The following is a 21,848-nucleotide window of genomic DNA, read 5'->3' as shown; positions in this document are numbered from 1 at the left end:
CCTGTTCGCGGATGAATCCGCTCCTACGGGTTCCGCGCCTGTAGGCGCGGATTCATCCGCGAAGAGGCCCGCCCAGACGACACAAACCCCTCGCCAATTCACCATTCTCAGTGCACCCTTATCCTCCCAGGCAAAGGATCGGCGAAAACACATGGCGAAATGGCTAGACGGCGGCGGGCTCATGGCCGAGCGCATCCGCCAGCACGACTGGAGCAGCACCCCGCTTGGCCCGCTGGAGGCCTGGCCAGGCACACTCAAGACAACGGTTGCCCTGTGCCTGGCCTCGCGCTTCCCGCAAGCGGTGCTCTGGGGCGAAGAGTTGATCACCTTGTACAACGACGCCTTCGCACCGATCCTGGGCTGCAAACCGCTGGCGCTGGGCCGCCCGTTCAGCGAGGTGTGGCAAGAAGCCTGGTCCGACATCGGCGCCATGGCCGACCGCGCCCTGGCCGGCGAAGCGGTGTACATCGAAGATTTCCCGCTGATCATCGACCGCAATGGTGGCCCGGAGCGTGCCTATTTCACTTTCTGCTACAGCCCGATCCGTGGCGAGGACGGCAGCGTGCTGGGCATGCTCGACACAGTGACCGAGACCACCACCAGCGTGGTCAACAGCCAGCGCCTGAACTTCCTCGACAGCCTGGGCCGGGAAGTGGCCAACGCCACCGATCCGGAGCGGATCATGGCCATCACCACACGCAAGCTGGTGGAGCACCTGCAATTGTCCAGCTGCGCCTATGCGGTGATGGATGCCGACCAGGATGGCTTCAATATCTGTGGCGACGCGGTCGCCACCGGCTCACCGCGATTGATCGGCCAGTATCGCCTGGCCGATTTCGGTCGCCTGGCCGTCAGCCGTCTGCGGGCCGGCGAGGCACTGGTAATCAATGACAACCTCTCCGAACTGCCCGCCGATGAAGCCGCCACCTTCCAGGCCATTGGCATCACCGCGACCATCTGCATGCCGCTGATCAAGGACGGTCGGCTGACCGCACTGATGGCGATCCACGACAAGGTGGCGCGGGTCTGGACCGGTTATGACCTGCGCTTGATCAGCGAAGTGACCGAACGTTGCTGGTCGCACATCCAGCGGGTCCAGGCCCATGCCGAAGTGCGCGAGGCGATGGCGGCGCTTGAGGCGCTCAATGCCACGCTGGAGCATCGTGTCGAAGAACGCACCACCCAGCTGCTGCACACCGAGGCTATCCTGCGCCAAGCGCAGAAACTCGAAGCCATCGGCCAGCTCACTGGCGGCGTTGCCCATGACTTCAACAACCTGCTGACCATCATCCGTTCGTCACTGCACTTCCTGCAGCGCCCAAACCTCGACGAAGCCCGCCGCGAGCGTTACCTGAAGACCATGGCCGACACCGTCGACCGCGGTGCCAAGCTGACCGGGCAACTGCTCGCCTTCGCCCGCCGGCAGGCCTTGAGCCCGCAAGTGTTCGAGGCCGGGCCACGGCTACAGGCCATGGCCGACATGATCGATACGGCCACCGGAGCGCGAATCCAGGTAAAGCTGGAATTACCAGCAGTCCCTTGCCACATCCGTGCCGACCTCAGCCAGCTCGAGACCGCAGTGATCAACCTCATGCTCAATGGCCGCGATGCAATTGCCGGCGAAGGTATCTTGCGTCTGCGTCTGCAAGCTGACCAGCTCATGCCGGGCTTACGTGGGCAGCCTGCTCAAGAAGGGCCATTCGCGGCCATTTCGGTGATGGACAGTGGCGTCGGCATCGCGGCAGCGTTGCTCGATCGCATCTTCGACCCCTTCTTCACCACCAAGGCACCCGGCGCGGGAACCGGGCTTGGTCTGTCGCAGGTGTTCGGTTTTGCCAAGCAGTCCGGTGGCGATGTCGAGGTGACCAGCGTCGAGGGTCAGGGCACGACGTTCACCCTTTACTTGCCACAAGCGGCGCCGCCGACCGAACCCGCCGATACGGCCGTCATCCCCAGCCAGCCCGAGATGGGCGGTGAGCGACGGCGGATCCTGGTGGTTGAAGATAACCCCGACCTCGGCACCTTCACTGCGCAAATTCTTGAAGACCACGGCTACCGGATCAGTTGGGCAAAATCGGCGGAAGACGCCTTGGCACAGTTGGCCGGCGAGGCAGGAGAGTTCGATGCGGTTTTTTCCGATGTCGTGATGCCAGGCATGGGCGGCCTGGCGCTCGCCCGCGAGCTGCGGCGCCAGCGCCCGCAGCTGCCGGTGATCCTGACGTCGGGCTATAGCGACGCAATTGCCGAAGGCGGCCACCAGGGATTTCCCTTCCTGGCCAAGCCGTATTCGGCCGAACAGGTGTGCCAGATGCTTGGTAACGTGTTGGGTGGCTGAATAGCCGTCAACGCAGGTTAGCCAGCAAGCTCGCCACACTCTGCGCCAACTCGGCGCGACGGTAGGGCTTGCGCAACACCTCGAAGCCCTTGAGCTCCCGGGGCGTCAGGTTGGCGTAGCCGGTGATGATCAACACCGGCAAGTCTGCCTGACGCTCGCGCATAAGCTGGGCGAAACGAACGCCGGTCATCTCCGCCATGACGTGGTCGGTCACCAGTACGTCCGGCAGCCAGCCCTGCTCTACCAGTTGCAGTGCTGCCGCGGCGCTGGCGGCCTCGGTCACCTGGTAACCCAGATCGCGCAGTTGCAGCGCCGTTGCGTGGCGCACGATTTCTTCATCGTCCACCAGCAACACCCGGCTGGCACGGGCGGCCAGCGGCACGTCGGCCATTTCACCGTCTCGGCAGACTGCCGCGACATCGCTGACTGGCAGCCACAACGTGGCCACAGTCCCCTCGCCCTGATGCGAACTGATCTGGAAACCACCGCCCGACTGCACGGCCAGGCCCTGCACCATTGGCAAACCAAGGCCGGTGCCCTTGCCTACGCCTTTGGTGGAGTAGAACGGCTCGATGCATCGGCGCAATTGCTCCTCGCTCATGCCGCTACCATTGTCGCGCACCTGCAACCAGACCATCCGCCCCGCTGCCAACCCCACAGGTCTGGGAGGCCCATCGTCATCGAGGCCGGCGGCAATACTCAGCGCACCGCCGTCGGCCATGGCATCGCGGGCATTGATCACCAGGTTGAGCACCGCCAGTTCCAGTTGGTGCGGATCGACCACCACTGCGGGCAACGCCGGGTCGATCCACACCTGCACGGCAAGGGTCGGGCCGAGCGAGCGCGCCATCAACTCGCGCATGTCTTCCACCAAAGCGGCCAGCGACACGGCCTGGGGCTTCAGGGTCTGGCGGCGGGCGAAACTGAGCAAGCGCCCGACCAGGTTGCGCGCCCGTTCGGCGGCCTGCAGCCCGCCGTCGATCAGGCGCGGAGCGCGCTCGGACTGGGGATGCCTGCGCATCAGCTCGAACGAAGCGATGATTGGCGTGAGCATGTTGTTGAGGTCATGGGCAATACCCCCGGTCAACTGCCCGATCATCTCCAGTTTGTGCGCTTCGTGCAGTTGCAGCAGCGCCGCCTCACGCTCGGCCAATGCAGCTGCCACGCGCTCCTCCAGGCTTTCGTTGAGCAGGTGCAGGGCACGCTCGGCGCGGGCGTGGGTAATGGCGGCCCATGCTTGTTTGGCAGCGTCCTCCACCAGCGTGCATTCGTCTTCGATGCACGGATGCGGCGTGTGAAAGTGCACGGCAAGGACCGCTTCCAGCCGGCCTGCGCGCAGTACCGGCACATGCAGGGTGGTGCGCTGGCCGCTGCCTGAAACCTGCTGTACCACCTGCCCCACTGCCAGCTGCTCGCGCAGTGAGGGTCCGTAAGTCGCATAGCGGTGCAGGCCAACCATCGAAGGCACACGTTCGGCCCACTCACACGCCACCTTGAAGCCTACGCCGTCGCCCTGGTCCTCACCGAAATACACCTGCGCCGCGCCAAGGTGCTGGGCCAGGCGACATACCGCATAGGCCTCGATACGCTCTGCCTCCCCCAGCCCCGGCAAGGTCCGGCCCAGCTCCAGCAGAAAGGCCTGACGCCGCTGGAAGCGCACGCGCTCCGTGGTTTCGGTGACCAGGCACAGCACGCCACCGACACTGCCATCAGCCTCGCGCACGGCGGAATAGGACACATCGAAGTAGACGGTCTCACCCACACCACGACGCTCTATGTAGAAGGGGCGATCCTTGGCCGAGAACGTCTGGCCAGTCTCGCGCACGCCACGCAGCAGCGGTTCCAGGTCGTCCCACAGCTCACGCCAGTTTTCCTTGCCGGGCCGGCCCAGAGCCTGGGGATGCTTGGTACCGATGGTCGGCGCATAGGCATCATTGTAAAGCGCCACATAATCCGCCCCCCAGAACAGCACGAACTGTGCCTGGGCCGGCAGCAAGGTGGCCATGACCGCCTGCAAGTGCGGCGACCAGGCTGCGGGGGGGCCGAGCGGCGAATCGTTCCAGTCCATCGATTGCAGCAGGCTGCCGATGGCGCCACCGTTGAGCAGAAAGTGCAGTGGCGGATGCTGGGTATCAGGTTGTTGAAACACGTTCATGTCTGCGAAATCCCGGCCACATTGCCATCCATCTGAGGATAGGAGATGTGTAATCAACGGTTCGTTCCACAGTATTACATCGCTTGATCAACGGCGCCCTTCGGCCAGCATGCGCAACGCCAGCCCGGCCAGCACAGTGCCCATCAACCAGCGCTGGACCTGCTGCCACAACGGTCGCCCGGCAAGGAATACGGCAATGGAACCGGCCATGATCGCGATCAGCGCATTGACCGTGACGCTGATCGCGATCTGCGTCGAACCCAGCACCAGCGACTGGGTCAGTACGCTGCCGTGGCCTGGCACGATGAACTGGGGCATCAGTGACAGGTACATGACGGCGATCTTGGGATTGAGCAGGCTGGTCGCCAGGCCCATGCCGAACAGCCGCCGCGGGCTATCCGCTGGCAGGTCGCGCACCTGAAACGGCGAGCGCCCGCCAGGGCGCAGGGCTTGCCAGGCCAGGAACAGCAGGTACAGCGCGCCGCCAATGCGCAGCGCGTCGTAGGCGAACGGAACTGCCATCATCAATGCGGTAATGCCCAGAGCGGCGCTGCACATATAGATGACAAAACCCAGGGCCACACCGCCGAGCGAAATCAACCCGGCCTGGCGGCCCTGGCAGATCGAGCGGGAAATCAGGTAGATCATGTTAGGGCCGGGAGTCAGGACCATGCCCAGGCAGATCAGGGCGAAGGTCAACAGCTGGGTGGTTTCGGGCATGAGGCAGGTCGCTGTCAGGGGGTGAGGAGCGCCAAGTGTATCCGCGAATGAGCGCCTTGCATCAAGCAAACTGCTCGGCAATCAACACCCCAGCCACCAGGATCATCGCCAGCCCCGACACGCGCCCAACCACCTTCGCCGCCTCCGGCCGGGTACTCAACACGGCTTTGGCGCCGTAGCCCACCAGCGAATAGATCACCAGTGAACTGCACAGGTGCACCAACCCCAGCAGCAGGATCTGCAGCGGCACCGGCCAGCTCGACTGCGGGTCGGTGAACTGCGGCAGCAAGGCCAGGAACAGCAGAAATACCTTGGGGTTGAGCCCGCTCACGCAAAAGCCCTTGAATGCCCAGCGCGAGCCGCTATCACCCGCACCGCCCTGCCCGGCTTCCGGCACTGCCGGGCTGAGCAACAGGTTACTGCCCAGCCACAGCAGGTAAATGCAGCCCGCCAGAGTCAGCAGCATCAGCGCCAGCGGGTGCCCGGCCAGCAGGCTGCCTACCCCCGCCGCCACCACCAGGGTGGCCAGGAAGTGCCCGGACAACATGCCTGCCACCGCCGGCATCACCCAGCGCCCGCGCATGCCGGCCGAGATGGCGTAAGCCCAGTCGGCACCGGGGGTGATCACGAACAGCAACGACACGGCCCAGAACGCCGTCAGCACACTGATTGCCACTTGAGTCTTCCTTCACACGATTTCGGGATGAAGAAAGCGTACGGATTCCAACGGGGGATTATCTTTCGTATATTTCCCAATCGACATCAAATATTGGAAGATTCTCCTCAGTGGACAGAACCGACCGCAAGATCCTTGCCGAGCTGCAAAAAGATGGTCGCCTCTCGGTCACCGAGCTCGCCGACCGCGTGGGCCTCAGCCTGTCGCCCTGCCATCGGCGGCTGAAGGCGCTGGAAGAGGCCGGCGCCATCCTTGGCTACCACGCGCGCCTGGCGCCTGCCGCGCTGGGGCTGAACTTCGCCGCGCTGGTGTTCGTCACCCTGCGCGAAGTCACCCGCCAGCCCGTGGCGGATTTCGAAGCGGCACTGGCCGAGATACCCCAGATCGTCGAAGCGCAGCGGCTGTTCGGCGACCCGGATTACCTGCTGCATGTGGTGGCCAAGGACCTGCCGGCGTTTCAGAAGCTGTATGACGAACAGCTGACCAGAGCATTCCCAATGTGAAACGCTTGAGCTCGACGCTGGTAATGAAAGAGGTGATCCAGGACCGCCTGTTGCCCATGTAGCCTGCACTTCAATCGCGCACCCCGCACCATCACGACACATCCGTTCGGCCTGCTCCCCGCTCGAACACGCCAAGCCCGGGCCTTGCAGCCCGGTGGCCCGCTCCTTGCTACCACTCGTCCCTTAACCTTTTGTCAGCCTTAGGTTTTTTAAGGTTTATGGGCACATATTTACTAATTTCTCGTTCCCCCCGCACGCAGCATCATCGCTCCAACAAGAACGCGTCGCCCTTCGCCGGCACGCACCCGGGCAGCACCCGATGCCCAACCTTGCCTTGGAGTCAGTCATGACCAGTGCAGCCAATTCGGCACCCCTCATAGAAAAACACACGATCGGCTACGTGCCCCCGCAGGACCGCCATGGAAAGGTAAGGGATCTGTTCACCCTGTGGTTCGGCGGCAACATCGCGCCGCTGCCCATCGTCACCGGCGCGCTCGGCGTGCAGCTGTTTCACCTGAACCTGGTGTGGGGCATCGTCGCCATCCTGGTCGGCCACCTCGTCGGTGGGGTGCTGATGGCGCTGCATTCGGCCCAGGGCCCGCAGATGGGCATTCCGCAGATGATCCAGAGCCGCGCCCAGTTCGGCTCGCTCGGGGCATTGCTGGTGGTGGTGATAGCAGGCGTCATGTACATCGGTTTCTTCGCCTCCAACATCGTCCTCGCTGGCAAGTCGTTGCATGGCGTGGTCGACGCCGTACCGGTACCGGTCGGCATCGTCGTCGGCGCGCTGGGTTCGGGGATCATCGGCATCATCGGCTACCGCTTCATCCACGTACTCAACCGCATCGGCACCTGGGTACTGGGTATCGGCATCGTGGTCGGCTTTGGCTACATCTTCAGCCATGTGCAGAGCGACGACTTCCTGACCCGCGGCGGCTTCAACCTGGCCGGCTGGCTGGCCACCGTGTCGCTGGCGGCGTTGTGGCAGATCGCCTTCGCCCCCTACGTCTCGGACTACTCGCGCTACCTGCCGGCCGACGTGAAAGTCAGCTCGACCTTCTGGACCACCTACCTGGGCTCGGCCCTGGGTTCCAGCCTGTCATTCATCTTCGGCGCTGTTGCAGTGCTGGCGATTCCGGCCGGCATGGACACCATGGACGCGGTCAAACTGGCCACCGGCACCCTTGGCCCGGTCATGCTGGTGCTGTTCCTGCTCAGCGTGATCAGCCACAACGCCCTCAACCTGTATGGCGCGGTGCTGTCGATCATCACCCTGATCCAGACCTTCGCCTACCGCTGGATCCCCACCGCCAAGAGCCGCGCGGTGCTGTCGCTGATCGTGCTGGCGGCTTGTTGCGTGGTGGCCGTGTTCGCTTCGGCGGATTTCATCGGCCATTTCGTCGACATGGTCCTGGTGCTGCTGGTGGTGCTGGTGCCGTGGACGGCGATCAACCTGATCGACTTCTACGTGATCCACAAGGGTGACTACGACATCCAGTCGATCTTCAAGGTCGATGGCGGGATCTACGGGCGCTACAACCCACAGGCGCTGATTGCTTACGCCGTAGGGATCGTGGTGCAGATCCCGTTCATGAATACGCCGCTGTATGTCGGACCGATCTCCGAGCACATCAATGGGGCTGACCTGTCGTGGTTGGTGGGCTTGTTGATCACTTCGCCGCTGTACTGGTGGCTGGCGAGCCGGGACAGTGCCTATCGTCGTCGGCAGATGAGTGCCAAGCTGGCAGCTGCCGCTTAATACCCCGGATTGCAGGGGCGGCGCAGTGCGACAACGACTGATGTCGCGATCAGACAAGCACACGTCGCCCGTGATCGGCTTCACGACCCTGTATACAAAAATAATACACGCATCGACCCGCCCCGCGCCGTGGGCTGGTCGACGCGGTATTTGCGAGTAAGCAGCCTCGCTTCACAATTCCAACGCTGTGGCGCCTTTTTGCACCGGGCAGTTCGTCCGGGCTCATAACGATAAAACTCCCAGTATTAGAGACCCGCGCCGCGCCAGCCGGGAGTGTTTGCGCGCGCCACATTGTGAAGACTTGACTGCCATGATCGCGACTTCAATCCCCGTAGCCGGTGCTGCCACCGGCCACCGTAACGCCCTGCTCGTTGCCCACATCGCCGCTGTGCTGTTCGGCCTGACCGGTATCCTCGGTCACCTGATCGAGGCCGACGCCAGCATCATCACCTTCGGCCGCGCCACCTTCGCTTTCATTGCCCTGGGCTTTGTCGCCGGACTCAAGGGCACCCGCCTGCTCGATGCGCTGACCTTGCGCAACCTGCCGATTCTCGGCCTGACCGGGGCGCTGCTGGCCACCCACTGGGTGACCTTCTTCATCGCCGTAAAGGTGGGTGGAGTGGCAGTGGCTACGCTGGGTTTCGCCAGCTTCCCGGCCTTTATCGCGATGATCGAACGCGGCGTGTTCGGCCAGCGCATTGGCGCCGTGCAAGGCTTGCTGCTGCTGATGGTGACGGCGGGTCTGGTCATGGTGGTGCCGTCCTTCGACCTGCTCGACAGCGGCACCGTCGGCCTGCTCTGGGGCCTGGGCTCGGGCCTGGCCTTCGCCGTGCTGACCGTGGCCAACCGGCGCAATGCATCGAGCATGAACGCCATGCAGGTGGCGTTCTGGCAGAACGTGGTGGTGGCCGCGCTGGTGGCGCCGTTCGCTTTCACTCACCTGGCCAGCACCAGCCTGAGCGGCAACGACTGGATCAACCTGGCGCTGTTGGGCGTGTTCTGCACCGGGCTGTCGCAGTTTCTCTTCGTCAAGAGCCTGGAAGGGCTGGAGGCGCGAACTGCCGGCATGATCATCGCGCTGGAGCCGGTGTACGCGATCCTCGGTGCCTGGTGGCTGTTCGGTGAGCAACCGAGCGTGCGCATGGCGGTGGGTGCCGGGCTGATTGTGCTGGCCACCATCCTGGCGGCAGCACGCAAGGCGCCTGCCGAACAAGGTGATACCAGCCGCTGTGCGCATTGATTTGTGCCACTCACGGCCACCCTGTGGGAGCGGCTTCAGCCGCGAACACCGGCGAAGCCGGTGCCATGCACCGCAGCGCCTGCTTCGCGGCTAAAGCCGCTCCCACAGGGTAGGTGTTCAAACACCCTCAGGTAAAAGGCTGCGGTCGAACATGAACGGCCGCTCGGCACGCTTGCACCGCCCCCAACGCACCCAGCACCGTGAACTTGTCGCCAAGCAGCTTCAGCGGCAGGCTGCTGTACACCGTCTTGCTGGCCAGCCGCTCGCGGGCACGCTCCACCAGCAGGTTGTGGTCGAACGGCAGCAGCTTCTTGCGGCCCAACACACTGTCCAGGTGGAAAACGCCAACTGCTCGCCCTCGACCTGTTGCTGCGGATCTAGCAAAGTATGTAGGCATTCCAGCGAGGAGAGCCTCATGAAAATCGCCAGTTTCGATGTCGATGCGCAAAACGGCTTCACCACCAATGCCCCACAGGAACTGCCAGTGCCAGAGGGCAATGAAATCGCCGCCGACCTCAACGCGATGGCCTTGCGTGCCGACCTGCGCCTGGGCAGCAAGGACGCCCACCCCGCCAACGCTGCCTGGGTGGTCACAGAACCTGAGCAGATGCTGCAACCGCTGGCGCTGGCCAATGCCGACCTGACCTGGGTCAGCCACTGCGTACCAGGTACTCCCGGATTCGAACTGCTGCCCGGCTTGCCCGCCCCCATCGACTACGACTACTTCGTCTGGAAAGGCGTCGAACCCGACCTGCACCCCTATGGCGCCTGCTACCACGACCTGGCCGAACGCCGCTCCACCGGCGTGATCGAGTACCTCAAGGTGCAGCAGGTAGGCGCGGTGATCGTCGGCGGCCTGGCTCTGGACTATTGCGTCAAGACCACCGCCCACCAGCTGCGCCAGGCCGGCTTCCAGGTACTGCTGTACCTGCCCGCCTGCCGAGCCCTGACCCAGGAAGGTGCCATCGCTGCCTGCGGAGCACTGGCGGCCGAGGGCGTCATCCTCTGCGGCGACGAAGCCGCACTCGACCACCAGCTCTCTCTGATCAGGGAAGCCCGCCTATGAGCGACAGCGATTGTTCAAAGTGACGTAGCCCGGCTTGTTGGCCTTGAGGCTTTTACGACGCAATACATCCGGCTATTAATCCTTTCGTGCACCCCGTCCGGTAATACGAAAGTAGTGGGAGCAAGCCGCCAACTGCCAGCCTCTGAACTGTACACAGCCTTCCTGTGTGAACTTCACGAGGTGCAAGATCATGGCTAACGATCAAGGCAAAGGTGGACAACAAGGCGGCATGCCAGAGAATCCGGATCAGGTTACCAATGATCCGAATAATCCGAATAAACAGTGGGACACAGGCCGTCAAGGTGGCCAGACCCCAAATGATCAATGGGAAAAGGATTCCCAGCGTTCAGGCGGCGCGGGTCAACAAGGTGGAATGGGCGGCCGTGGCGCGGGTAGCAAATCTGAAAGCGACCGTGAGCAAGGCATGGACCTTGGCACTCAGGTCAATGACGAAGAAGACAGCGGCATGAGCAAGGACGAACGCTGATCATCTCAGGCCAGGGTTGAGGGAGCGCCCTGGCCTTCGCACAACTCCATGAACCGCGCCGCCGCTCGCGACGGCGTGGTTGCATGGGGCAACAAAATGGAAAAGCGCCGTTTCAGCGGCTCTGGCGCGATATGCAAGCGCCGTAACGCACCATCCTCATGCCTGATGGACATCGCTGATACAAAGCCGATGCCCATCCCCGCCCGTACCGCCTCTTTCACGCCTTCCACACCGGCAATTTCCAGCGCCACGCGCATTGCCACACCACTGCGCGCAAACGCGCGCTCGACGATCTGCCGGACGCCCGAACCGCTTTCGCGCAGTACCAAGGGGTGGCTGCCAAGCGATTCCAGGGTCTGATGCTCAACAGCCGCCAAGGGATGGCCGCTGGGTACGATGGCGACGATCTCGTCCTCGCGCCACGGCGTCACCCTGGTGCCCAGCGGCAATTCCTGGCCGGGTGGACCTTCGATCAAGGCGATATCGACGCTGTCTAGCGCCGCGACGATTTCGGCGGTATTGCCGTGGGAAGTGGACACCATGACTTCGGGATAACGCGCATGGAAATCGGCAATCAAATACGGCAACAGGTAACTGGCAGGCGTGGTGCTGGCGCCGATCCGCAGCGTGCCACGCTCCAGCCCGCGCATGGCCTCGCGCAACGCCTGGGCCTGGCGAAAGGTTTCGCGCAGACGCTCGGCGTGGGCCAACAACTGTTCACCTGCCGCTGTGAGCCGCACGCCTCGCCCGGCGCGCTGGTAAAGGGCCTCGCCAAACGCTTCCTGCAGCAGTTTGAGCTGGCCGGAGACAGCCGGCTGCGACAAATGCAGGGCCAGGGCCGCATGGCTGATGTTGCCATGCTCGGCAACGGTGGCGAAAGTTATCAGCTGTTCCGGGGTCATTTCATAAAAATATCAGTTGCTCGGATACTTGGCATCCTGAATTACGATTTTTTATAAGCTTATAACCAAAATAAAATAGGCCCTGTCGAAACACCTTTTCCGGAGGACTCACATGGCCACGGTTCCGTCCAACCCCGCCTTTGCCCCTACCCTCTCCACCCGCGGGCGGCTCAACGGCATTCTGTTCGTCGCGTTGTTCGCGTTCGCGGTCACCCAACTGGCTGCACTGCCTGCCATCGCCAACCTGGGCATCAGCCCACTGATCGTCGGTATCGTCGCTGGCGCCTTGTACGGCAATGCCCTGCGTGACGGCGTGCCCGCCAGCTGGGCAGCCGGCATCAACTTCTCTGCGCGCGGCCTGCTGCGCATCGCCGTGGCATTCTTTGGCCTGCGCGTCAGCCTGCAGGAAATCGCCGAAGTCGGCTGGTCCGGGCTGACGGTGTCGATACTGGTCGTAGTCAGCACCCTGCTGATCGGCCTGTGGTGTGGCATGAAAGTGCTCAAGCTGGACCGCGACACCGCCTTGCTGACCGCCGCTGGCAGCGCTATCTGCGGCGCCGCTGCGGTGTTGGCATTCGAGTCGGCCTTGCGCAGCGCCCCGCATAAAAGCGCCATGGCGGTCGGTAGCGTGGTGCTGTTCGGCACCCTGTCGATGTTCCTCTACCCGCTGGCGATCAATGCCGGCTGGTTGCACCTGGATACCCTGGGCGCCGGCCTGTTCCTCGGTGGCACGATCCACGAAGTGGCGCAGGTGGTGGGCGCGGCGAGCAACGTCAGCCCTGAGGCGACGCACATCGCCACCATCGTCAAGATGACCCGTGTAATGCTGCTAGTGCCGGTACTGCTGGTGGTCGGCCTGTGGATCAGCCGCTCGCGCCAGCCAGGCCAGGCCCAGGGCAACGGCCGCATCGCCATGCCCTGGTTCGCCTTCGGCTTCCTCGGCCTGGTACTGGTGAACTCGCTGCAGGTGCTGCCGGGCAGCGTGACCCATGTCGTCAACAACCTCGACACCTTCGCCCTGACCATGGCAATGACCGCGCTGGGCATGGAAACCCGTTTCAGCCAGATTCGCCAGGCCGGCCCGCGGGCGCTGATCACCGGGGCGATTCTCAACCTGTGGCTGCTGGGCGGCGGCGTTGCAATTACGCTGGGTGTGCAAAAGCTGTTCGCATGACTTATGGTGTTGGAAAGAAGGATGTTTTACCTGCACAGGAAAGACTTAGATGCCCCAACGCCATGTCATCAATGCATCCGTCAGCCCCAAAGGCAGCCTGGAGACGCTGTCGCAACGTGAAGTCCAGCAACTGAGTGAAGTCGGTACCGGTACGCTCTACACCCTGTTTCGCCAGTGCGCCCTGGCCATCCTCAACACCGGCGCGCACGTTGACAATGCCAAGACCATCCTCGAGGCCTACAAGGACTTCGAGGTACGGATCCACCAGCAAGACCGTGGCGTGCGCCTGGAGCTGCTGAACGCACCGGGCGACGCCTTCGTCGATGGCGAAATGATCGCCAGCACCCGCGAGATGCTGTTCAGCGCCCTGCGCGACATCGTCTACACCGAAAGCGAGCTGGCCAGCCAGCGCATCGACCTGGAAAGCTCCCAGGGCATCACCGACTACGTTTTCCACCTGCTGCGCAACGCCCGCACCCTACGCCCGGGCGTGGAGCCGAAAATGGTGGTGTGCTGGGGCGGCCACTCGATCAGCAGCGAGGAGTACCAGTACACCAAGAAGGTCGGCCATGAGCTGGGCCTGCGCAAGCTGGACGTCTGCACCGGTTGCGGCCCTGGCGTGATGAAAGGCCCGATGAAGGGCGCGACCATCGCCCACGCCAAGCAGCGCATGCACGGCAGCCGCTACCTGGGCCTGACCGAGCCGGGCATCATCGCCGCCGAGGCGCCCAACCCGATCGTCAACGAACTGGTGATCCTGCCGGACATCGAGAAGCGCCTGGAAGCCTTCGTCCGTGTCGGCCACGGCATCATCATCTTCCCCGGCGGCGCCGGTACCGCCGAAGAGTTCCTCTACCTGCTGGGCATCCTCATGCACCCGGACAACCAGGACCTGCCCTTCCCGGTGGTACTGACCGGGCCGCGCAGTGCCGAGCCGTTCCTGCTGCAGCTGCACGCCTTCGTCGGCGCCACCCTCGGCGAAGCCGCCCAGCGTCACTACCAGATCATCATCGATGACCCGGCCGAGGTGGCCCGGCACATGGTCGAGGGGCTCAAGGAGGTCAAGCAGTTCCGCCGCGAGCGCAACGACGCCTTCCACTTCAACTGGCTGCTGAAGATCGACGAGGGCTTCCAGCACCCGTTCGACCCGACCCACGCCAACATGGCCGAACTGGCCCTGCGCCGCGAGCTGCCACCGCATGAGCTGGCGGCCAACCTGCGCCGGGCGTTTTCCGGGATCGTCGCGGGTAACGTCAAGGACAAGGGCATCCGCCTGATCGAAGAGCACGGGCCGTATCAGATCCGTGGCGACAGTGCGGTGTTGGAGCCGTTGGGGCGATTGCTGCAGGCTTTCGTCGACCAGCACCGGATGAAATTGCCGGGTGGTGCGGCGTATGTGCCCTGCTATCAGGTTGTGACCTGACGGGCCATTTCGCGGGACAAGCCCGCTCCCACAGAGCGACTGGCACCGACCTTGTGGGAGCGGGCTTGCCCCGCGAAGAGGCCAGCAGGCACCCCATTACCTGACCGGGCTCACCTCGGTCCGGTCAACCAGCCGAATGCTGTCACGCCCACCGCGCTTGGACTGATACAGCGCCACATCCACCTGCTCGATCAACGCCGCCAGGCTTGCCGGCGGCTGGTCGAACAGGCTGGCGCCGATACTCAGAGTCACCGCCTGCGGCGTGGGCATGGCCTGCTCGGCAAATTGCTGGAACTGGCCGCGCAACACACTGCCCAGCTCCACCACCCGCTCACTGCTGGCATCGCGCAGCAGAATGACGAACTCATCGCCCCCCAGCCTCGCGGCAAGTGCCCGCTCCGGCAGCACCGTGCGGATCATTTCGCTCAGTGCGACAAGCAAGCGGTCACCGGCGGCGTGGCCGTGCAGGTCGTTGACCAGCTTGAAGTTGTCGATGTCGATCAGCAGCAAGGCGCCAGGCCGGGCCGGGCTCACATCCTTGAACAAGTGCGTAGCACGGACCTCCAGCGCACGGCGGTTGTACAGCGCTGTCAATGGATCGCGCGCGGCCAGGCGGGCAATCCGTTCTTCACGGCGGTAGCGCACGGTGCCGGTCATCGACAGGGCGATCAGCATGATGGCCATGGCCCCTTCCACCAGCGATATCTGGATGATCAGGCCGCCGAACGTCGCCAGGTCGATCAGCGTGCCGGGGGTGATCGCGATGACCGCCTTGGCTACGTAGAACAGGCCATGGATCAGCAGTACATAACGCAACTGTACCGCCCCCACGCTCAACGACTTGCCATGCGGGCGCAACAGCAGGCTGCCCTTGAGCGTGAGCAGCGCCACCAGCAGCGAGTTGGCCATCAGCATGACTTTCGACCACTCCGGCCCCGGTGGCAGCAGCAGCAAGGCGAACCACAGCGGCACGATCAACAGCCATGCCCGTGACAGCCGGGTCTGGGTAAACCGCACCACGCCCAACAGGAAGAATGCATGCGCCACCACCAGCAGCCCGTTGGCGAACCAGATACCGATCAGCAGCAAGCCGATACCGCGCAGCAGGGCCAGGGTCGAGCCGATGGTGATGGTGGCGAACCCCGCGCTCCAGTACAGCAGCAAGGATTCGCGGACGCTGCGCCACTCGATCGCCTGGTACAGGGCTGCGGCGGCAGCCAGGGCGATGGTAATGGTGAGCATCGTGGGTGGATCAAGCGCCATGAAAGTGTTGGCCTATCTGGTTAACGTGGAAAACGGCTGATTGTATTCGTTTGCCATGACTTTTCAGAGAGGTAATAACGGCTCAAAGCACCCGCTTGATCAACGGTTCCAGGCGGCTGAAACGCAGACGGCGCAGGAGCTTGCGCACTTCCTTGGGATGTTCTGCCTTGACCCCCAGTTGTTCGGCCGAGGCGATCTTCGGCGCATGCCGGCGAATGCCTTCCAGTTCGACCTCGCGCGGCACAGTCCACTGGCCTTGCGGGTCGTCGATCAGCAAGCCGTTTTCCAGGTCCAGGTTGAACCCGCGCGGGTTGAGGTTGTTGCCGGTCAACAGCGAAAAACGCTGGTCGACCCACACGCCTTTGGCATGAAAGGTGTGCCCCGGGTCGTTCCAGATCCGCACCGTCAACTGGCCGCTGGCAATACCGGCCTGGCGTCGCCGGGCAAAGGCGCGCAGGTTGTCTTCGTAAAGGTAAGGCAACGCACCACTGGCGCTGAACGGCTCGCCGGGGGCGATGTAGAAGTCGTTGGCGGTACGATCACCGACAATCAGCTCGACCCGCACCCCACGGTCCAGCGCATGGTCGATCTCGCGCATCACCACCCGAGGTGGGTTGAAATACGGCGTACTGATGATGACCTGCGAACGGGCCGCAGCCAGCAGCGCACACAGGGCGCGGTTGAGGGGGTTGCCACGGCCGACGCCGAGCAACGGCACCACCCGCAGGCCCTGCCCCGGCGCGGCAGCCGGCGCCTTATACGCCATGCGCCGCAACCGCGCGCGCAGGCGGCGGATATCGCCGCGCAGGTTGCGGGTTTCGGGTGGCGCAGGCAGGTCCAGGCGCGGTGTGGCGGTGTGGTGCAGCAGGCGCCGTACCAGATCGACCATGGCATCGGCCAGCCCCGCCGATTGGAACAGGTGGTAGCGGTCCAGGCGGTAGCGGTCGAACCGGTGCAGGTAGACATTGTTGAGGCTGGCGCCCGTGTAGATCACGCAGTCATCGATCACACTGCCTTTGAGGTGCAGCACGCCGAACAGCTCGCGGGTTTGCACCGGCACGCCATGGATTACCACATCCAGTCCACGCATCTGGCGCTGGGCCTGGTACCAGGCGGCATTGCCAGGCTGACGCCCTGCCCCCAGCAGGCCGCGGCGGGCACGGAACCAGTCGACCACGATGACGATCTCAAGGCCCGGCCGCGCGGCCTTGGCCTGATACAAGGCATCGAGCACTTCCTGCCCGGCCTCGTCCTCCTGCAGGTACAGGGCAACGATAACGATCCGCCGGGTTGCCGTGGCGATGCGTTCAAGCAGGCAGGTACGATAGGCCGCGGCATCAGGTAGTACCTGGATCGCCTCAGGGGCGATGGCGAAACCTGACAGCGCCGTCAGCATGGATTCGGGGTTCAAATATAGTCACCTTTGTCTGCAATCAGGTCCGTCCTGGCGGTCACGCTGATTGTAGTGCTCCCATTCGCGGGCAAGCCCGCTCCCACAGGTACAGTGCCATATTTTGCCCTGGCACTGTACCTGTGGGAGCGGGCTTGCCCGCGAAAAGGGGTGCAGAGCACCCCGGTTGTTGCTATTTCAGATCGAAGCGATCGAGTTCCATGACTTTAACCCAAGCCGCGACGAAGTCCTTGATGAACTTGTCGTTGCCGTCGCTGCTGCCATACACCTCGCTCAGCGCCCGCAACTGGGCATGCGAGCCGAACACCAGGTCGACACGACTGCCCGTCCACTTCACCTGGCCAGTCTTGCGATCCCGCCCTTCGAAGGCTTCGTTGTCGGCTGACGTCGGCTTCCACTCCACGCTCATGTCCAGCAGGTTGCGGAAGAAGTCGTTGCTCAGGGTGCCCGGCTTGTCGGTGAACACGCCATGTTTGCTGCCACCATGGTTGGCGCCCAGCACCCGCAGACCGCCAATCAGCGCGGTCAGCTCGGGGGCGGTGAGGGTCAGCAGCTGGGCTTTGTCCAGCAGCAGTTTCTCGGCCTTGACGCTGTACCGGGCCTTGGTGAAGTTGCGGAAGCCGTCGGCGAGCGGTTCGAGTACGGCGAACGACTCGACATCGGTCTGCTCCTGAGAAGCGTCGACACGGCCTGGCCGGAACCCCACGCTGCCACTGTAACCGGCGCCCTTGGCCGCCTTCTCGACAGCGGCGGTACCGGCCAGCACGATCAGGTCGGCCAGGGACACCTGCTTGCCACCGTTGTTGAACTCACCCTGGATTTTCTCCAGCGCCGCCAGCACCTTGTCAACGCCCTGGTTGGCAGCCCAGCTCTTCTGCGGCGCCAAACGCAGACGGGCGCCATTGGCCCCGCCGCGTTTGTCGGAGCCGCGGAAGGTCGAGGCGGAAGCCCACGCCGTGGAGACCAGTTCGCCCACGCTCAGGCCCGAATCCAGAATCTTCGACTTGAGCGCAGCGATATCCTGCTCGCTCAGCGGTGCCTGGTCGGCTTTGGGCAGCGGGTCTTGCCACAGTAGTTCTTCATTGGGCATTTCCGGGCCAAGATAACGCGCCAGTGGGCCCATGTCGCGGTGGATCAGCTTGTACCAGGCACGGGCGAAGGCGTCCGCCAACTGCTCGGGGTTTTCCTTGAAGCGCCGAGCGATCGGCTCGTAGATCGGGTCGAAACGCAGTGCCAGGTCGGAGGTGAGCATGGACGGCGCGTGTGTTTTGCTCGGGTCGTGGGCATCCGGCACGGTACCCGCACCTTTGCCCTCTTTGGGCCGCCACTGGTGGGCGCCGGCCGGGCTCTTTGTCAATTCCCATTCGAAATTGAACAGGTTGTTGAGGTACTCGTTGCTCCACCGGGTCGGCGTCGAGGTCCAGGTCACTTCGAGGCCACTGGTGATGGTATCGGCGCCCTTTCCGCTGCCCAGCTTGTTGGGCCAACCCAGGCCCTGCAGCTCCAGGCCTGCTGCTTCTGGCTCGGGGCCGACGTTGTCGGCCGGGCCGGCACCATGGGTCTTGCCGAAGGCATGGCCACCGGCAATCAGGGCCACGGTTTCTTCGTCGTTCATGGCCATGCGGCCGAAGGTTTCGCGGATGTCCTTGCCCGATTTCACAGGGTCGGGTTCGCCTTCAGGGCCTTCCGGGTTGACGTAAATGAGGCCCATCTGCACGGCGGCCAGCGGATTTTCCAGGTTGCGCTCGGCGCTGAGGTCGCGGCTCTGTTCCTCGGGATGTTTCTCCGGCTCCGCAACCAGGTCACCCTGCCCTGGCGGCTGCGCCTTGACCTGCTCCTTGCCGTAGCGAGTGTCGCCACCCAGCCAGACTTTTTCCGAGCCCCAGTACACGTCTTCGTCCGGCTCCCAGACATCGGCGCGGCCGCCGGAGAAGCCGAAGGTCTTGAAGCCCATCGACTCCAGGGCGACGTTACCGGTGAGCACGATCAGGTCGGCCCAGGAGATCTTGTTGCCGTACTTCTGCTTGATCGGCCACAGCAGGCGCCGGGCCTTGTCCAGGCTGACGTTGTCGGGCCAGCTGTTGAGGGGGGCGAAGCGCTGCTGGCCTGAGCCGGCGCCGCCACGGCCATCGGCGATGCGGTAGGTGCCGGCGCTGTGCCAGGCCATGCGCACGAACAGCGGGCCGTAGTGGCCGAAGTCGGCCGGCCACCAGTCCTGGGAGTCGGTCATCAAGGCGGTCAGGTCTTGTTTCAACGCCTGGAAGTCGAGGCTCTTGAACGCCTTGGCATAGTCGAAGTCCGGGTCGGGACTGGACTTGGACGAGTGTTGATGGAGGATTCTGAGGTTGAGCTGGTCAGGCCACCAGTCACGGTTGGTGGTGCCGCCACCCGCGGTTTGATGGAACGGGCATTTCGATTCGTTCGACATCTGCTGTTACCTTTGGGTCGGTTATCCAGATTTCCGGTCTATGCCAGGTGTTCTTTCAGCCGAGCACATGGGCTCATGCCTACCCCTCATCAGGTCAGGTCGGTCACGGTCACAGGGCCAGAGTGAAGACTAGTCGAGCTTGGGCAGACTTCTAATAGAGTGGGTATTAGTGGCTGATAGGTTGGCTCTGTCGGTGAGCCTGTTCGGGCCTCTTCGCGGGGCAAGCCCGCTCCCACAGATACTCCACTGCAGCCGAATACAATGAGCTACCTGTGGGAGCGGGCTTGCCCCGCGAAGAGGCCCGCACATCCATACAAGGCACAAGGACCAGCTCCGTGCTTCAATACACCGCCAACCTATCCCCGTGAGCCAAGCCCCATGAACCGCAACGACCTGCGCCGCGTCGACATGAACCTGCTGGTGCTTTTCGAAGCCCTGATGATCGAACGCAACCTCACCCGCGTCGGCGAAAAGCTGTTCATCACCCAGTCCACCGTCAGTGCCGCCCTCGCCCGTCTGCGCGAGCTGTTCGACGACCCGCTGCTGATCCGCAGCGGCCGCGCCATGGAGCCGACCCCGCGAGCGATGCAGATTTTCGCCGAGCTCGGCCCGGCCATGGACGTGATCTCATCGGCAATCAGCCGCGCACGGGAATTCGACCCGGCCAACAGCTGCAACGTGTTCCGCCTGGGGCTCTCCGACGATGCCGAGTTCGGCCTGTTCCCAGCCCTGCTGCAGGCCCTGCGCGAAGAAGCACCGGAGATCAGCGTGGTGGTGCGCCGGGCCAACTTCCTGTTGATGCCCAGCCTGCTGGCCAGCGGCGAGATCTCGGTCGGCGTCAGCTACACCACCGACCTGCCCGCCACCGCCAAGCGCCGCAAACTGCGCGACATCGGCGTGCGCGTGCTGCGCGCCGACGACCGCCCAGGCCCGCTGACGCTCGACGAATATTGCGCCAGGCCACATGTGATGGTGTCGTTCTCCGGTGACATGAGCGGCAATATCGACCTGGACCTGGCGCGCATCGGCCGTTGCCGCAAGGTCGTACTGGCGGTGCCGCAGTTTGGCAGCCTGCGCGCCTTGCTGCGCAACACCGAGATGATCGCCACCGTACCGGACTACGCCGCCTGCGCCCTGGCCGACGATGGCAGCCTGCGCGCGGACCCTGCGCCGTTCGAGATCACCGAGGCGGAATTGTCGATGGTCTGGAGCGGCGCCCAGGACAACGACCCGGCCGAGCGCTGGCTGCGCGAGCGGATTCTGCAGTTCATGGCGCGGTAGCGGTTCATTTGCCGCGCTGCATCCAGGCTGCACCCAAGCCACTCACGCAAATGATGGCAATGCCCGCGAGGCTGGCGCTGTCCGGTACCTGGCCGTAGATCAGCAGCCCCAGCAACCCGGCAAACACGATCTGGCAGTAGCTGAACGGTGCCAATAATGCCGGCGCGGCATGGCGAAAGGCTTGGGTCAACAGCAAATGCGCGCTCATGCCGAAGCCGCCCAAGGCCAGCATCAGCAACGCGTGGTCCCAACGCGGCAGTTCCCAGAAGAATGGCACCAGCGCACTCATCACCAGGGTGTTGCACAGCCCCGCGTAGAAATTGCTGGTGGTCGGGCTGTCGTAGGCCGAAAGGATGCGCGTCAGCAACTGATAGAAGCAGAACCCCAGCGCCGAGCCGAACGGGTACAGGATGGCCGGTGTAAACATCGCGCCGTCGGGGTGCACCACCACCAGCACGCCGATGAAACCCAGCACCACCGCCACCCACTGCCCTATGGTCACCCGCTCCTTGAGCAGCGGCGCCGACAGCGCGGTGACCAGCACCGGTGCGAGGAAGTTGACCGATGTCGCCTCGGCCAGCGGCAGGTATTGCAGGCCGGTGGTGAACAGCAGGCTGGTGCTGAGCAGGCTCAACGCACGCAAGGTCTGCAACACCGGCCGCCGGGTCCGCAACACATTGAGGCCGGACTTGGGCAGGAAGATCCCGGCCATCAGCAAGGTGTGCACCACATAGCGGGCCCACACCACCATGACGATCGGGTACAGGCCACCGAGGAACTTGGACAAGGCATCGTGGCTGGCGAACAGGAACGTCGCCACCACCACCAGGACGATGCCGCGCAGGGGGTGGTTGACTCCGGACAGCGGTGTGCTGGAACTCATGGCGTTCTCGATGGCGGCGCGGCGGCATGCAGCGCCAGGTGAAGGCAGGTGCGACAGCAGGGATTCTAGAAGAGATACGACAACTTGAGGAAGGCCGATTGACGCGCCGGTTCAGGGCACAGTGTTTTTCGTTCGCTGATCG

16 protein-coding genes and 2 pseudogenes are annotated in these 21,848 nt (G+C 63.8%); 9 read left to right on the top strand and 9 right to left on the bottom strand.

All coding sequences use genetic code 11. The annotated features are described in order from the left end of the window. The first annotated feature begins 151 nt into the window (after positions 1 to 151). Complete coding sequence (locus tag ACIPZF_RS02280) at positions 152 to 2,335, top strand: response regulator (RefSeq protein ID WP_400794813.1); 2,184 nt, start codon at positions 152 to 154, stop codon at positions 2,333 to 2,335. Between the two features lie 7 nt (positions 2,336 to 2,342). Here the strand turns inward: ACIPZF_RS02280 and ACIPZF_RS02275 are convergent, their stop codons facing one another. From ACIPZF_RS02275 to ACIPZF_RS02265, 3 genes are all read right to left on the bottom strand, one after another. Continuing rightward, positions 2,343 to 4,490: an ATP-binding protein gene (locus ACIPZF_RS02275; protein WP_400794811.1), complete on the bottom strand. Its 2,148-nt coding sequence runs from the start codon at positions 4,488 to 4,490 to the stop codon at positions 2,343 to 2,345. Positions 4,491 to 4,577: 87 nt separating this feature from the next. Next, positions 4,578 to 5,210, bottom strand: a complete 633-nt coding sequence (locus ACIPZF_RS02270) for a LysE family translocator (protein WP_400794809.1) — start codon at positions 5,208 to 5,210, stop codon at positions 4,578 to 4,580. 61 nt (positions 5,211 to 5,271) lie between these two features. After that, positions 5,272 to 5,886, bottom strand: a complete 615-nt coding sequence (locus ACIPZF_RS02265; protein WP_400794807.1) for a LysE family translocator — start codon at positions 5,884 to 5,886, stop codon at positions 5,272 to 5,274. A gap of 110 nt (positions 5,887 to 5,996) precedes the next feature. On the opposite strand from ACIPZF_RS02265, the pseudogene ACIPZF_RS02260 reads away from it, so the two are divergent. The 3 genes and pseudogenes from ACIPZF_RS02260 (at position 5,997) to ACIPZF_RS02250 (ending at position 9,388) form a co-directional block, all read left to right on the top strand. Continuing rightward, positions 5,997 to 6,451, top strand: a pseudogene (locus ACIPZF_RS02260) (Lrp/AsnC family transcriptional regulator). 284 nt (positions 6,452 to 6,735) lie between these two features. Beyond that, complete coding sequence (locus ACIPZF_RS02255; protein WP_400794805.1) at positions 6,736 to 8,148, top strand: purine-cytosine permease family protein; 1,413 nt, start codon at positions 6,736 to 6,738, stop codon at positions 8,146 to 8,148. Positions 8,149 to 8,458: 310 nt separating this feature from the next. Beyond that, positions 8,459 to 9,388, top strand: a complete 930-nt coding sequence (locus ACIPZF_RS02250; protein WP_400794803.1) for a DMT family transporter — start codon at positions 8,459 to 8,461, stop codon at positions 9,386 to 9,388. 166 nt (positions 9,389 to 9,554) lie between these two features. On the opposite strand, the pseudogene ACIPZF_RS02245 reads toward ACIPZF_RS02250, so the two are convergent. Continuing rightward, a pseudogene (locus tag ACIPZF_RS02245) lies at positions 9,555 to 9,772 on the bottom strand (NUDIX hydrolase); the annotation flags it as partial. Between the two features lie 31 nt (positions 9,773 to 9,803). On the opposite strand from ACIPZF_RS02245, the gene ACIPZF_RS02240 reads away from it, so the two are divergent. Next, positions 9,804 to 10,454: an isochorismatase family protein gene (locus tag ACIPZF_RS02240; protein ID WP_400794801.1), complete on the top strand. Its 651-nt coding sequence runs from the start codon at positions 9,804 to 9,806 to the stop codon at positions 10,452 to 10,454. 190 nt (positions 10,455 to 10,644) lie between these two features. Next, positions 10,645 to 10,941 carry a stress-induced protein gene (locus tag ACIPZF_RS02235; RefSeq protein WP_400794799.1) on the top strand — a complete coding sequence of 99 codons (297 nt, stop codon included), beginning with the start codon at positions 10,645 to 10,647 and terminating at the stop codon, positions 10,939 to 10,941. Positions 10,942 to 10,946: 5 nt separating this feature from the next. Here the strand turns inward: ACIPZF_RS02235 and ACIPZF_RS02230 are convergent, their stop codons facing one another. Beyond that, positions 10,947 to 11,843 carry a LysR family transcriptional regulator gene (locus ACIPZF_RS02230; protein WP_400794798.1) on the bottom strand — a complete coding sequence of 299 codons (897 nt, stop codon included), beginning with the start codon at positions 11,841 to 11,843 and terminating at the stop codon, positions 10,947 to 10,949. A gap of 112 nt (positions 11,844 to 11,955) precedes the next feature. Here ACIPZF_RS02230 and ACIPZF_RS02225 point away from each other — a divergent pair, with 112 nt between their 5' ends. Beyond that, positions 11,956 to 13,017 carry a YeiH family protein gene (locus ACIPZF_RS02225; protein ID WP_400794797.1) on the top strand — a complete coding sequence of 354 codons (1,062 nt, stop codon included), beginning with the start codon at positions 11,956 to 11,958 and terminating at the stop codon, positions 13,015 to 13,017. 49 nt (positions 13,018 to 13,066) lie between these two features. After that, positions 13,067 to 14,440 (top strand): nucleotide 5'-monophosphate nucleosidase PpnN, encoded by a 1,374-nt coding sequence (gene ppnN, locus ACIPZF_RS02220; protein WP_400794795.1) that lies wholly within the window; start codon positions 13,067 to 13,069, stop codon positions 14,438 to 14,440. Between the two features lie 96 nt (positions 14,441 to 14,536). On the opposite strand, the gene ACIPZF_RS02215 is transcribed toward ppnN, so the two are convergent. The 3 genes from ACIPZF_RS02215 to katG all read right to left on the bottom strand — a co-directional run bounded on the left by ACIPZF_RS02215 (position 14,537) and on the right by katG (position 19,542). Continuing rightward, entirely contained in the window at positions 14,537 to 15,703 is a 1,167-nt protein-coding gene (locus ACIPZF_RS02215; protein WP_400794793.1) for a GGDEF domain-containing protein, read from the bottom strand. A gap of 82 nt (positions 15,704 to 15,785) precedes the next feature. After that, positions 15,786 to 17,114, bottom strand: coding sequence for a CDP-diacylglycerol--serine O-phosphatidyltransferase (pssA, locus tag ACIPZF_RS02210; RefSeq protein ID WP_400794791.1), 1,329 nt, complete (start codon positions 17,112 to 17,114; stop codon positions 15,786 to 15,788). 172 nt (positions 17,115 to 17,286) lie between these two features. Next, positions 17,287 to 19,542 (bottom strand): catalase/peroxidase HPI, encoded by a 2,256-nt coding sequence (gene katG, locus ACIPZF_RS02205; protein ID WP_400794789.1) that lies wholly within the window; start codon positions 19,540 to 19,542, stop codon positions 17,287 to 17,289. Between the two features lie 378 nt (positions 19,543 to 19,920). Here katG and ACIPZF_RS02200 point away from each other — a divergent pair, with 378 nt between their 5' ends. Next, positions 19,921 to 20,823 (top strand): LysR family transcriptional regulator, encoded by a 903-nt coding sequence (locus ACIPZF_RS02200; protein ID WP_400794787.1) that lies wholly within the window; start codon positions 19,921 to 19,923, stop codon positions 20,821 to 20,823. 4 nt (positions 20,824 to 20,827) lie between these two features. Here the strand turns inward: ACIPZF_RS02200 and ACIPZF_RS02195 are convergent, their stop codons facing one another. Continuing rightward, positions 20,828 to 21,706 carry a DMT family transporter gene (locus ACIPZF_RS02195; RefSeq protein ID WP_400794785.1) on the bottom strand — a complete coding sequence of 293 codons (879 nt, stop codon included), beginning with the start codon at positions 21,704 to 21,706 and terminating at the stop codon, positions 20,828 to 20,830. Positions 21,707 to 21,848: the final 142 nt, after the last annotated feature.

The sequence above is a fragment of the Pseudomonas sp. NPDC089752 genome (assembly GCF_044748725.1).
GTDB lineage: Bacteria > Pseudomonadota > Gammaproteobacteria > Pseudomonadales > Pseudomonadaceae > Aquipseudomonas.
Note: the sequence above shows the minus strand (reverse complement) of the source record. Positions and strands in the feature narration are given on the sequence as shown.